The following is a 13,319-nucleotide window of genomic DNA, read 5'->3' on the forward strand; positions in this document are numbered from 1 at the left end:
GCTGCTTCTTCAACTTGTGAGTCAAATCACGGTTAGTTATAATAGATGAATACTAAAAGATTAGCAGATAAAGAGGAGATGATGGGATGAGCCAGCAGGAGATATTTGAGCTTTATAATTCAGCTGATCAATTGGATAAAGAGCGGGTAGTTGATACTGAATGGGCTGCTTTACTGAACCAGTATGTGCTGGCAGCTATCAACCTCTATGATGTGATAAAAGTAGCTGACTTAATTGGCAGCTATAACGACCATCATGACAGCTTATTAAGTGTCTCGACTTTTAAACAGGCTATTCTGCCCTTTATTTTGCAAGAAAAGAATTATTTCTTTTTTGAGGACAAGCTGGCCCATATCTATTACTTAGACCTGCCACAACTTATTGATCGGGTAATAGCTAGTCAGCAGGCCTATCCGCCTTACCGCCCCAGCTTAGCTGAATTTTTAAACTACCAAGATGAGACTTATAGTGATAATCCCCACCAAAATCGGCTGGTGACCTTTCTTAACCAGGACCAAGGCCTGGCCAGGGTTGATGCTAAGAAATTAGCCCGCTTGGTCCAGTCTGATATTATTGCTAGGGAGCCAGTTGAGGAATCGCTTTCTATGCTGGAGGTAGCTGGTTGTGATTTTAGTCAGGGCCAAGCCCTGAGTCAGTTTTCTGATATTTACCGTGATTTAGTTGACTTTGAACGGCGCTTTTACTGGCATGGCCAGCGTCTAAATGATATTAAGGCCAATCAAGTTGAGGTAACGACTGAAGGGGTTGGACCTAGCCAATTAGAGACCAGCGATCCCTGTCCGTGTGGATCGGGAGCGACCTTTATGCAGTGCTGTTTGCCTAATATGTTTAACCAAACAGCTCTGTTACCTGAATCGGATATCTATCTCTTCTATGCCATGTGGTTAAAACTGATAGCTTGGATTAATGACCACCACCATATTGTTGACGCTAGCCGTCAACAAATCTTGACCAAGGTGGGCCAGGACCGCCATGTTTACCAAATTCGCCAGTTTATGTGGGCCCATCCTGAGCTTATTTTGGACTACCTAGCTAGTGGTGAAGTTCAGGACCAGGAAAATCGCGATATTCTCCAGTCTTGGTATGATCACCACCTGCCAGGACATTTCTATCTAGGTCGCTATAGTGAGCGGGCTGCCCTCTTTATGGGACGTGACCACCAAGGCCAGGACCGTATTTTTGCTGTTCGTAATAATGGCGATAATTTAGGTGGTTTTGTGGGTCCGGCGCCCCTATTAGTAGGAACGGTCTTGCTACCCTTTAAAGGAGAGATTATTTACGATTCAATTATTGGCCATCCCGACCAACCTGGCCAAGATCGTGCCCCAGGCTATGATTTAAATCAGTTTGAGTGTTTGCTAGCGCAAGGCATTATAACTCATTTTAATTAATATTTTACTCCGAGCTGAAAGAGGGCCTTTAAAATGAAATCTTGTGATCGGGCGGGCTATATCTCTCGTCCTGATGGGAGTCAAATTTATTTTCGCCAGGTCGGCCAGGGAGCCCCGCTCGTCTTCCTTCATGGTAACGGTGGCTCTAGCCGCTATTTTAAACACCAAGTTGACACACTTAGTCGCTATTACCAGCTGATTTTTATGGATAGCCGCGGTCAAGGTCGGTCAACCAACCAGCAAGACTATTTAGATTTTAATTTGATGGCCGATGATCTGGCTGCCTTGTTAGATTATTTAGCTGTGAAGCAGGTCTTGCTGGTTGGCTTTTCTGATGGCGCTAATCTAGCCTTGATGTTTAGCTACCGCTATCCTAGTCGAGTTCGCGGTCAGGTGCTTAATGCGGGTAATTTAAAATTTGCTGGTTTAAAGTGGTTAGATCAGGCCCTAGTTGCTTTGGAAGTTGGTCTTTTTAGGGTCTTGGCAAGTTTTAGCACTTGGGCAGCGGCTAACTTTGAGGTGAGTAAACTGATGACCAGAGACCTACCGCTATCCTGGGCGGATTTGACTGAAATCCGTGTACCAAGTCTAGTTTTGATTGGGTCACGTGATGTGGTGACCTATCGCCATGCCTTGGCAATGACTAGGTTTTTAGATCAGGGTTATTTGCTAGCGGTTTCAGGACAGGGTCATCATTTTGCCCAAAAACAGGCCGATTTATTTAATGGCTTGGTATTAAAATTTTTTAAGAGAACTGTTGATGAATGCGGGTCCCAGTCCAGTGACCAGCGTGGCTCGTTCATATATAAATAAGGAGGGTAATAGACATGCGGATAGAAGATTTAGCTTATTTTAGAAAAATGGCCGAGGTAGGTTCTATTACCCAGGCGGCTCAGGCACTTTTTATTTCCCAGCCATCCTTGTCTAATGCGATGCAGAAGTTAGAAGAGGAGCTAGGCTTGACCCTCTTTATTCGTAGTCAAAAGGGGATTAGTCTGACAGAGACTGGTGAAGAGTTCCTCCAGTATGCCAACCAGGTTTTAGAGCAGTTTGACCTACTGCAGCGTCGTTATTCTGGCCAAGCCCACCGCCAGCAAATTTTTAAAGTAGCCACCCACCACTATGCCTTTGTGGTTGATGCCTTTGCTCGCTTACTGAAGCGTTATGAGGATACAGACTACCAGGCCTCTTTGTGGGAGCTGAGAACCTGGGAGGTTCTAGATGAAGTAATTAATCTCAAAAGTGAAATTGGGGTCATTTACCGGTCCAACTATAATCAACGGATTATTGATAAGGCCTTAAAGGATAATAATCTAAGCTTTCACAGCCTGATTAAAACCCGGCCCCATGTCTTTATCTACCGCGACCATCCCTTGGCTAATCAAGCTCAAGTAACTTTTGAGGATTTAGCGGCTTACCCGCGTTTGAATTTTGAACAGGGCCAGCACAACTCTTTTTATTATTGGGAAGAGGTTCATGCTGAGTATGATAGTCCAAAAACCATTACCGTTTCCGATCGGGCCACCATTTTTAACCTGATGATTGGTCTCAATGGCTACACCATTTCTTCTGGTATTATCAATGAAGACCTCAATGGGCCCAATATTATCGCCGTGCCTTTAGTGTCAGATGAAGTGATTGAAATTGGCTATATTACTAACAATTTCCATCAGCTTAATCCGATTGCCGAAGAATTTATTGATATTTTGATTGCCTGCGTCAATGGTGATGTTAACTAGTAAAGCAAGCCCTACTTCTAACAAGCTAAAAATAAAAGGGCTGGGATTATCGTCCCAGCCTCTAAGATTCCTATGACCAGATTAGATATCTGGTTTTTATTTTGAGCTGCTTTCCATTGGTCCTGGATAGGCAGGAGAGCCTTCCGAAACATTGGTCACATTGTAGCCATGTTGGCTAAGGATTTGGCAAGCTTCTTTAGATTTAATCGATTTTTGACAGATGATGTAGTAGTGTTGGTCTTTATCAAACTGGTCCAAGCTATCAGGGATTTGTGATAGGGGAATATGAATTGCCCCAGGCACATGTCCTTCATCGTAGAGTTCTTTGGTACGCACATCGACAATATTGATGTCCGCTTGACTAGTAACTAATTGATAAAGTTCTTGTGGGCTAATTTCCTTCATAAATAGAACCTCCTAGGCTTATTATTGTTATTATTTCCATTTTAAATAAAGCCTAATCGAAAGACTATTTTTTTGCTTGAAAGCGCATGCTTTGGTAAAGTTAATTTGTAGGGTAGCGTTAGTAAGTTTTTGTTGATTCTACTAGCTTAAATCTCGAGAGATAGAAGGGAATACTATGCCAAAAAATATTGAAATTCAAGATTATCGCTTAAAACCAGGCCAAACTCCTAATTTTGAGGATTTGAAGCAGTTCGAAGCTGACCAAGCCAGCCAGGATGAATTAAAAAATGAATTGTTGCCAGAATTAGTTGACCAGCTCTATGACTGGCATGTAAAGCTCCAAGCTGAGGAGAAACAAGCCATTGTTTTAGCTCTCCAAGCCTTGGATGCAGCTGGCAAGGATGAAATAATCACTTTTGTTTTCTCTCATTTGATGGCTCAAGGGTTGAAAGTAGCTGCTACTGGGAAACCGAGCGAAACGGACCAGGCCCATGATTTTTTATGGCGCCATTGGGATAAATTGCCGGAACGTGGTCAAATTGGGATTTTAAATCGGTCTTATTATGAGGACGTGGTGAGTCTGATTGTCCACGGTCCTGATGAGCAAGTGCCCATGAGCCACGATAGCTTGGAAGAGGAAGTAGACTTCCGTCTTCAGGCCATTCGTCACATGGAGGAATACCTTTATGATTCAGGTTTCCATGTGCTTAAACTTTTCCCTTATGTATCCCCAGCTGTTCAAAAAGAACGTCTGCTTGAACGGATGAAAAATGAAGACAAGCAATGGGAATTCTCCTTCTCAGACTTGAGCGACCGGGACAAGTGGGAGAAATTCCACCAGGCCTATGAATATATCTTACAGGAAACATCAACTGACAAGGCACCTTGGTATGTCTTGCCTGGTGATAATGCCTGGTTTACACGTTTTGTAGCTGGAAAAATTGTTTTGGCTGAGCTCAAGGAAATGAATCCACAATATCCGGAACTATCCGAAGAAGACCAAGAAAAGATTGATCAAGCGATTAAAGAGTTAGAACAAGATTAGATTTTTGAGCAAAGAGGGTGTGACAAAAGTCGCTAAACCTCCTCTAGGATACATTACATTGAGACAAGCTAAGTATAGCATAAAGGTATTTTTATACTTAAAAAGAGCATCTGCTAGCTGGTGCTAATTAACTGTTAATTTAAATTTTTAGCCAGCCTGATGTATATAGCTTAAAACTATGGATATCTATCAATAAATTAAATCACTCATTAAAATGTCCTATGTATCAAGCTTTAGATACTAGAGTGGTATAGTCGCAAATTATGGTAGCTCTTTTAATATGCTATAATGGCTAAAAGTTTACAGGAGGATTTAGACATGACTCAGAAAATTTTAACCACTCACGTTGGCTCCCTACCACGGACGCCTGAATTATTAGAAGCAAACAGTCGTCGTGCTAAAGAAGAAATTTCTAATGAGGAATTTGACCAAATTATTGCGGAATCCGTTGATAAGGTTGTTAAAAAACAAAAAGAAATTGGTATTGACCAAGTAAATGATGGTGAGTATGGCCACATTACATCAGGCGCTATCGACTACGGTGCTTGGTGGAATTATTCTTTCTACCGTTTAGGTGGTCTGGAAATGACCGGAGAAGATCGCTGGGCCAAAAAGGAAGCAATCCTTTCTAAGCCAGGTGAGATTAAGCTAACTAACTTCTCTGACCGTCGTGACCGCCAAAAATTTAGAGCTGCTTATGAAGATCCAGATTCAGGAGTCCTAGGCAAACGTGCTAATGTGCCTAACCCAGCCTTTGCTGGCAAGGTGACCTACACTGGTCAAGACCAGGTTAATCGGGATGTTAGCTTATTAACAGCAGCTATGAAGAAATATGATATTGAGCAAGGCTTCATGGCCGCTATTTCGCCTGGAGCAGCAGCCCGTTTAGAAGACCGTTTCTACCACGATGAAGTGGCACTTTTAAATGACTTGGCTGATGCCTTACATGAGGAGTACAAAGCAATTACTGATGCAGGTTTGATTGTGCAAATTGATGCACCGGATTTAGCTGAAGCTTGGGACCAAATTAATCCAGAACCTAGTGTGTCTGACTTCCAAAAATGGTTGCAGTTGCGGGTTGATGCCGCTAATCGCGCTTTGAAAGGTATCGATCCAGAATTAGTCCGTCTGCATATTTGCTGGGGTTCTTGGCATGGCCCTCACACAACGGATATTCCTTTTGAAGATATTGTTGACCAATGCTTAGAAATTAAGGCTGGTTCCTTCTCTTTTGAAGCCTCTAGTCCACGTCACGCCCATGAGTGGAAGGTTTGGGAAAAACCAGGCCGTCTAGGTAAAAATCAAAAGATTGTGCCAGGTCTAGTTTCTCATTCAACTAATGCTGTTGAACATCCTGAGTTAATTGCTGACCGGATTGTCCGCTTTGCCGATATTGTTGGTCCTGAAAATGTGATTGCTTCAACTGACTGCGGTTTGGGTGGTCGTCTCCATGAACAAATTGCTTGGGCTAAACTAGAAGCTTTGGTTGAAGGCGCTGAACTCGCATCTCAACGTTTATTTAGATAGTAAGTACTAGCAGTAAGGGCTGGCTCCTGATGAGCCAGCCCTTTTTAATTGATTAATCTTTGGATAATACTTTTTTCTCTTTGGCTGGGTCCTCTTGGTCGGTGTCTATGAGTCGATTTAGATCTTGGCGCAATTTTTGGGCTACGATGCGCGCTTCTTTACGGAAGGAAAGTTCACCGGTAAAGGCATGAACTTTACCGACTTGCATTTTACGTAAATTTTTATTGGCATAGATTGGCACGAATTGAATATGATCTTTAAATCGTTTCTGGTAGAGGCGGTCAATGGCTAAAAAGCCTTCATAAATTTTACCGACCTGGTCGGTATCATTGGCATAGTCAACATCAGGCATAATTAAAATTGGCACACCTTGTGATAATGCTTCTAGACTGGTGGCAAAGGTCTGCTTAATTTCTTTATTTTTGCGGTAGACCGGAATGACGCGGGCCTGCTTTAGGGTAAAGGCGGTAATCCAGGAAGTTGGCCAGGCAATCGTTTTAGCCAGCCACAAGGGTAGACCAAAACGTTTTGAAAAGGTAAAACGAGAAAAGTGTCGATAGCAAGTTTTTTGGTCAACTAATTTAGCGAAGACCCAGGTTCGCATAAAAATAGGTGTCCAAATGATAATGCGCAGGGGGCCTTTAAGGTTTTCGTGGTGGGTAACAAAAACGGTGGGTCGGTTGAGGTCTAATTGCGGATAGTCAGCTGGATTGAAGCTGATACGGGGCACGAAAAGTCGGGCAATTTGTCGCAAACAAATTACCCAAAAACCAAATCTCTTCTTCATAATTCACCAACTTTAAAAAATATTAAATAAATCTTACCACAGGTGGTGCGAAAAAGGCCCGTATAAAGGCTTGGATAGGGGCAGGTGGTTTGGATGCTGGGATAGGATACGTGTTTTTTTATTTGACAAGGCTGGCTATTCGCGGTATTATATTAGACGGTATTGTTTGCCCCATGATTAGCCCCGGAAACCTAATTATGATCGAACAATCTGACAAGATAACGGAGGAAACAAAATGCGCACTACATACATGGCTAAATCTAGCGAAGTAGAACGTAACTGGGTTGTCCTTGACGCAACTGATGTACCTTTAGGTCGTTTATCAGCTGTGGCAGCTAGCATGTTACGTGGTAAAAATAAACCAACTTTCACACCTAACGTAGATACTGGTGATTTCGTAATTATTATCAACGCTGACAAGGTTAAATTAACTGGTAACAAGGCTAAAGATAAAAAATATTACCGTCACTCAGGTTATCCAGGTGGTATCTATGAAACAACTGCTGGCGATATGTTAAACAACCGCCCAGAACGTTTAGTAGAGTTATCAATCAAAGGTATGCTACCTAAATCTTCTTTAGGTCGTAAACAATTTACTAAATTACATGTTTACGCTGGTGGCGAACATCCACACCAAGCACAACAACCTAAAACTATCGATATTACAGAATTAATCTAAGGAGGGAACAGCATTGGCACAAGCTCAATATTCAGCAACTGGACGCCGTAAACATTCTACAGCGCGCGTACGCTTAGTACCTGGCTCTGGACGTATCGTTTTCAACGGTAAAGATATGGAAGAATACTTACCATATCCATCATTATACGTAATTGTTAAACAACCTTTAGACATCACTCAAACTGATGGTCAATATGACATCTTCATCAATGTTGATGGTGGTGGCTATGCTGGTCAATCAGGTGCAGCTCGTCACGGGATTGCACGTGCTCTATTAAAAGTTGATCCAGACTTCCGTAAACCATTAAAAGATGCTGGTCTATTAACACGTGACCCTCGTATGAAGGAACGTAAGAAACCAGGTCTTAAGAAAGCCCGTAAAGCACCTCAATTCTCAAAACGTTAATTTTGGACTTTACTGCAAGACACTCGCCCGAGGGCGGGTGTTTTTTTTGTTTTAGATGGTAATGGTTTGCCCACTGTTTTGGCTTAGTTTAGCTAGAATTAAACTTAGTGTATAATATAAATTAATCAAAACTATGAAAGAAGGATCAAAATGAGCAATGAGTCAGTCGTAAAATCACGTGACCAAGTCAATCCTGCCGCCAAGTGGGACTTGACGGCTATTTTTCCCACTCAAGCGGCTTATGAGCAAGCTTTGGATCAAATTCAGGTTGATGTTAATGATTTTACAGAAAGTTATAAGGGTCGTTTAAACCAGTTAGATCTTTTGTCTCAAGCAATTTATAGCAGGTCAGATTTAGCAGTCCAGGTATCACAATTGAGTCATTACGCCTTATTACCTGTTGAGGTGGACCGGACTGATAGCCAAGCTGCTCTGCGTTTAGGTAAATTAGAAGCTATCCTTAACCAGTTAACCAGTGACTTGCTGTGGTTTGAAGCAGAGCTTTTAGACTTGCCACAGAATCTTTTAGACCAACTGGCTCAGAGCCAACCTGATCTAGAAGATTTTTGTCGCCAGCTCACCAAAAAACGCCAGCGCTATTTGGGTAAGGACTTGGAGTCGGCCCTAGTAGATCTGGCGCCAGCCAACCAGCAATTCTATAATATCTATAATGAAGCTAAACTAGCTGACTTGGATTTTCCTGACTTTACCGTTAATGGCAAGACCTATCCTTTATCCTTTGTCCTCTATGAAGATAAGTATATGTATGATGAGGATACCGAGGTTAGAAGAACTGCTTACCAAGTCTTTTCAGATCAATTGGCTAAATACCAACATAGTTTTGCCGCAACTTATTATGGCCACTTGCTTCAGGAGAAAGCTCAGGCCAAATTAAGGGGATTCGATTCGACTATCGATTATTTGCTGGACAGCCAGGATGTTGACCGTGAGCTTTATAATCGGCAAATCGATGTCATTATGGAAAAATTAGCCCCAGTTATGCAGAAATATATCAGCCACCTTAAAGCAGTTCGGGGTCTAGATAAGATGACCTATGCTGATCTCAAAATTAGCTTAGACCCTGATTTTTCTAAGCAAATTACTTTCCCAGAAAGTGAGGCATATATTAAAGGCGCGACGGCAGTTCTTGGTGCAGATTATTACTCTAAACTAGCCATGGCCTACCAGGATAATTGGGTGGATTATGCTCAAAACAAGGGTAAGTCTACCGGTGGTTTCTGCACGTCGGTGGCTGGCGTTCATCCCTATATTTTAATGTCCTGGACTAATCAACTGTCTGATTTATATACCCTTATCCATGAATTAGGTCATGCTGGCCAAATGATAACAGCTGAAGAGCATAATCTCTACTTAACCAGTGAACCTAGTCTTTACCTGATTGAGGCGCCATCCACCTTCAATGAACTCTTACTCACTGCTTATCTTGAAGACCAGGCTGAGGACACCCGCAGTAAACGCTTTGCTTTAGCTTCGATGATAGCCAATACTTATTTTCATAATTTCGTCACCCACCTCTTAGAAGCAGCCTACCAAAGAGAAGTCTACCGAGAAATCGATAAGGGTGAGGCGGTTACGGCTGAGAAGCTATCGGAATTAAAAGAACAGGTGCTCAAGCAATTCTGGGGATCAGCTGTTGATCTAGAACCGGCCAGCCAGCTAACCTGGATGCGCCAGCCTCATTATTATATGGGCCTCTATCCTTATACCTATTCAGCGGGCTTAACTATTGCCACCCAGGCCTTCCTCAACATTCGCGCGGGCCAGGTGGGAGCTGTTGAAAAGTGGTTGGCCTTTTTAACAACAGGGGCCATGGATCCTGTCCGGGCTGCGGATATCGCTGGAGTAGATATCACAACAGAAGCAGCCTTAGAAAATACTATTGCCTTCCTTGATCGAACAGTTGACCAAATTATTGCTTATAGCCAAGACCTCTCTGCAAGCTAGATTGAAAATAATTTGAAAAAACACTTGACAATTATTGTCTGGCGACTTAAGATATCTTTAAGATTTGTTAGAGTGAATTTATGAAAGGAGATACTAGGATGACTTGCTTAAAATTAAATATAATTCTTGAGAACCTAGTGTCTCTTAATAATAAATATTACTTTAGCTTTTTTAGATAGCTGTTTGTGTTGATGACTCAGTCATAGATGCAAACAGGGTAAACTGCCAAGTTTGTATCTATGAGAGCTAGAGCTATTTCACGTGATGAAGCCCTCATAGAGATGAAAAACTCTTGATCGGCTTCGAGATTTCGAGGACATGCGCATACCAAAAGTGTTTTGGGGCCGGTTAAGTTTTTTGACAAACTTGACCGGCTCTTTTTGTGACTAGCTTGATTTAGGAGGAAATAATAATGAAAATTAATCGTTTAGCAAAATATAGTATCTCTTTATTAGCAGCCTTATCTTTAGCAGCTTGTGGTAATGGTAACCAAGCTGGTGCTGGTAGCGCTGATGGCCAAGTTAAGGTTGGTGTGCTTCAGTTTATGGAGCACGAGTCATTAGACCAAGCGCGTCAGGGTTTTGAAGCGGAGTTGGCAGACAATGGCTACAAGGCAGGCGATAAACTAGAATTAGCCTATTCAAATGCCCAAGGGGACCAATCTAACCTACAAGGTATTACCCAGCAGTTTGCTAACAGCCAGGATTTGGTCTTATCAATCGCTACCCCAGCTGCTCAAGCCATGTTGAATGCGGACCAATCGACCCCACAGCTATTTACTACGGTAACTGACCCTGTATCAGCTGGCCTAGTTCAATCGATTGAAAAGCCAGGTAGGAATATGACGGGTACCTCTGATAGCGTGGATGTTGCTAAGGTGATTGACCTATTATTGACAACTAAGGATGATATCAAGACTATCGGGGTTATCTATAATTCAAGCGAGGTCAATTCAGAAGTCCAATATCAACAAGCTAAAGAATATATTGAATCTAAAGGTCTTAAGGTGGAGCAAGCCACTGTCACTTCTACTAACGAAGTGCAAACAGCGATCACAGGCTTAGCCAACCGAGTTGATGCCGTTTACCTACCAACTGATAATACGGTAGCTTCTTCGATTGCAACAATCGGTAAAGTGCTAATGGAAACTAAGACCCCTTCAGTAGCAGGTTTCGATGCAGGTGTTGAAGGCGCCCTCTGTGCTTATGGGGTCGATTATGAAGCCCTAGGTCGGCAAACTGCCAAAATGGCTTTACGGATTTTAGAAGATGGTCAAGATCCTGCTAATATGCCAGTTGAGTATTCAGAAACGTTCACCATTCGTGTTAACCAAGAGATGGCAGATGCCCTAGGTATCGACGCTCAAGCCTTAGAAAACACTAAAATTTAGCTGATAGAGGAAAGGCTTATGGTAATTAAATTAAATAAGCTAGCCTTGCTAGCCCTTGCCTGTTTGGGGATAGCTGGTTGTCAATCTAGTCAGGAGGCAGACCAGCCCCATTCAGATCAACCGGTTAAGGTCGGTATCTTACAATTTTCAGAAAATCCTGCTATGGACCAAGCTCACGGTGGCTTTACCAGGGCCCTAGCTGATGCTGGTTATCAAGAGGGGGAGAATTTGATGATTGACTATGAGAATGCTGCCCAGGACCATTCTAACCTTTATGGTATTGCCGAAAAGATGGCCCGTGAAGATGACCTACTTTTAGGATTGGGGACTCAGTCTAGTCAGGCTTTCGCTAATATCGAGGAAAAGAAACCAATCGTTTTTACAGCGGTGACTGATGCTGAAGGTGCCCAGCTGGTTGCTAGCAACGAATCTCCTGAACGCAATGTTACCGGGACCTCAAATATGGTATTACCTATGTCAGGGGTTGATTTCTTAGTGGCTAATGTTGAAAATTTGGAAACAATTGGCATCCTCTATAATGCTGGTGAGGTTAATTCCAATATTCAATATGAAAACTGTAAAGCTTATGCTGAATCACTAGGGCTAAAAGTTGAAGGCATGACGATTACCAATACTAACGATGTTCAGGGGGCAATTACGGCCCTGGCTGGTAAGGTTGATGCTATTTATCTGCCAACAGATAATTCGATCGTGCAGACCGCCCCGACTATTGGTGAAGTTGTTAAACGAATGGGGGTACCCACCGTTGGTAGTGATAAAACTTCCTTGCCAGCTTGCTTAGCAACATTCGGTGTTGATTATGAGCGTATCGGTTACCGGGCCGGAGAAATGGCTGTTGAAATCTTAGCTGGTAGGGCACAACCGGCTGATATGCCGGTTGAACTACCAGACCACTTAGAACTAACTGTGAATCCAGAGATGGCAAAAGCTCTAGATTACGATCCAGGAGCCTTAGCCGATTAAAAATAGAGAGGAAGGGCGATAATGTCCAGTCGATTTAGCTGGTGGGCCATGTGTTTGATCTTGTTACTTGGCCTGACAGGTTGCCAGCAAGCTGACCAAGATCCAAGTGTTAAACAGGTAGGTATTTTACAATTTTCGGAAAATCCTACTATGGACCAAGTAGTAGCCGGTTTTAAAAAGGGGCTCGCTGATCATGGCTTTCGGGAAGATGATAATCTAGTGATTGATTTAGAAAATGCTGCCCAAGACCATTCTAATTTGTATGGGATTGCTGGCAAGATGACCCGGGTCTATGACCTTAGTTTAGGTTTAGGCACCCCGCCTACCCAGGCTTTGGCGAATGCGGGCAACGACAACCCGATTGTTTTTGCGGCAGTTTCCGATCCCAAGGGCGCCAACTTGGTCGCCTCTTATGACCGGCCTGGCGGCAATGTGACTGGGGCTTCTGATATGGTCCTGCCAAACCAGGGTATAGATTTCCTGCGCCAGCATGTACCCGAACTTAAAACTATTGGTGTCCTTTACAATGCGGGAGAAGTTAATTCGCAAATCCAATTTGAGAATGTGAAGGCTTATGGTGAGTCAGTTGGTCTCAAAGTTGAGGGGATGACGATTACTAATACTAATGATGTGCAACATGCCATCACCGCTTTGGCCGGTAAGGTAGATGCCGTTTATTTACCGACTGACCACTCGATCGTCCAAACTATTGCCACGATTGCAAATACTTTACATGCTATGAAAGTGCCAGCAGTAGGCGCCGATGTGGCCCAGCTTGAGGCCTGTATTGCAACTTTTGGTGTGAACTATGAAGAGAGAGGGTATCGAGCAGGGGAGATGGCGGCTGAAATTTTACAGGGGCAAGCTAGTCCAGCTGAATTAGCGGTTGACCTGCCAGATAAATTAGACAAAACAATAAATGATGATATGGCCCACCACTTGGGCTTTGATCCCAAGACTTTAAAGGAGGAAAATTAGAA

General features: G+C 42.9%; 13 protein-coding genes. 11 read left to right on the forward strand and 2 right to left on the reverse strand.

All coding sequences use genetic code 11. The annotated features are described in order from the left end of the window. The first annotated feature begins 86 nt into the window (after positions 1-86). Genes AWM75_RS05480 through AWM75_RS05490 form a run of 3 tightly spaced genes read left to right on the forward strand, consistent with a single transcriptional unit; the run spans position 87 to position 3,151 of the window. Positions 87-1,412, forward strand: a complete 1,326-nt coding sequence (locus AWM75_RS05480; protein WP_067979297.1) for an SEC-C metal-binding domain-containing protein — start codon at positions 87-89, stop codon at positions 1,410-1,412. 33 nt (positions 1,413-1,445) lie between these two features. Beyond that, positions 1,446-2,225 (forward strand): alpha/beta fold hydrolase, encoded by a 780-nt coding sequence (locus AWM75_RS05485; RefSeq protein WP_067979300.1) that lies wholly within the window; start codon positions 1,446-1,448, stop codon positions 2,223-2,225. A gap of 14 nt (positions 2,226-2,239) precedes the next feature. Beyond that, complete coding sequence (locus AWM75_RS05490; protein WP_067979303.1) at positions 2,240-3,151, forward strand: LysR family transcriptional regulator; 912 nt, start codon at positions 2,240-2,242, stop codon at positions 3,149-3,151. 96 nt (positions 3,152-3,247) lie between these two features. Here the strand turns inward: AWM75_RS05490 and AWM75_RS05495 are convergent, their stop codons facing one another. Then, entirely contained in the window at positions 3,248-3,556 is a 309-nt protein-coding gene (locus tag AWM75_RS05495) for a rhodanese-like domain-containing protein (RefSeq protein WP_067979306.1), read from the reverse strand. A 175-nt stretch (positions 3,557-3,731) separates the two neighbouring features. Here AWM75_RS05495 and AWM75_RS05500 point away from each other — a divergent pair, with 175 nt between their 5' ends. Further along, positions 3,732-4,601 (forward strand): PPK2 family polyphosphate kinase, encoded by an 870-nt coding sequence (locus AWM75_RS05500; RefSeq protein WP_082702065.1) that lies wholly within the window; start codon positions 3,732-3,734, stop codon positions 4,599-4,601. 318 nt (positions 4,602-4,919) lie between these two features. After that, on the forward strand, positions 4,920-6,128 hold the full coding sequence (locus AWM75_RS05505; protein ID WP_067979309.1) for a cobalamin-independent methionine synthase II family protein: 1,209 nt from the start codon (positions 4,920-4,922) through the stop codon (positions 6,126-6,128). A 52-nt stretch (positions 6,129-6,180) separates the two neighbouring features. Here the strand turns inward: AWM75_RS05505 and AWM75_RS05510 are convergent, their stop codons facing one another. After that, positions 6,181-6,915, reverse strand: coding sequence for a lysophospholipid acyltransferase family protein (locus AWM75_RS05510; RefSeq protein ID WP_067979312.1), 735 nt, complete (start codon positions 6,913-6,915; stop codon positions 6,181-6,183). Positions 6,916-7,150: 235 nt separating this feature from the next. Between AWM75_RS05510 and rplM the strand changes: the two genes are divergently transcribed. The 6 genes from rplM (at position 7,151) to AWM75_RS05540 (ending at position 13,317) form a co-directional block, all read left to right on the forward strand. Further along, positions 7,151-7,594 (forward strand): 50S ribosomal protein L13, encoded by a 444-nt coding sequence (rplM, locus tag AWM75_RS05515; RefSeq protein ID WP_067979316.1) that lies wholly within the window; start codon positions 7,151-7,153, stop codon positions 7,592-7,594. 13 nt (positions 7,595-7,607) lie between these two features. Beyond that, entirely contained in the window at positions 7,608-8,000 is a 393-nt protein-coding gene (gene rpsI, locus AWM75_RS05520; protein WP_067979319.1) for a 30S ribosomal protein S9, read from the forward strand. Between the two features lie 150 nt (positions 8,001-8,150). Then, a complete protein-coding gene (gene pepF / locus AWM75_RS05525) occupies positions 8,151-9,965 on the forward strand; it encodes an oligoendopeptidase F (RefSeq protein ID WP_067979321.1) in 1,815 nt (604 codons plus the stop codon). Positions 9,966-10,377: 412 nt separating this feature from the next. Further along, the gene (locus AWM75_RS05530; protein WP_067979325.1) at positions 10,378-11,355 is read left to right on the forward strand and encodes an ABC transporter substrate-binding protein; all 978 of its coding nucleotides are present in this window, start codon (positions 10,378-10,380) and stop codon (positions 11,353-11,355) included. An 18-nt stretch (positions 11,356-11,373) separates the two neighbouring features. Continuing rightward, positions 11,374-12,339 carry an ABC transporter substrate-binding protein gene (locus AWM75_RS05535; protein WP_082702066.1) on the forward strand — a complete coding sequence of 322 codons (966 nt, stop codon included), beginning with the start codon at positions 11,374-11,376 and terminating at the stop codon, positions 12,337-12,339. 21 nt (positions 12,340-12,360) lie between these two features. After that, positions 12,361-13,317, forward strand: coding sequence for an ABC transporter substrate-binding protein (locus AWM75_RS05540; RefSeq protein ID WP_067979328.1), 957 nt, complete (start codon positions 12,361-12,363; stop codon positions 13,315-13,317). Positions 13,318-13,319: the final 2 nt, after the last annotated feature.

Source organism: Aerococcus urinaehominis, assembly GCF_001543245.1.
GTDB classification, from domain to species: domain Bacteria; phylum Bacillota; class Bacilli; order Lactobacillales; family Aerococcaceae; genus Aerococcus; species Aerococcus urinaehominis.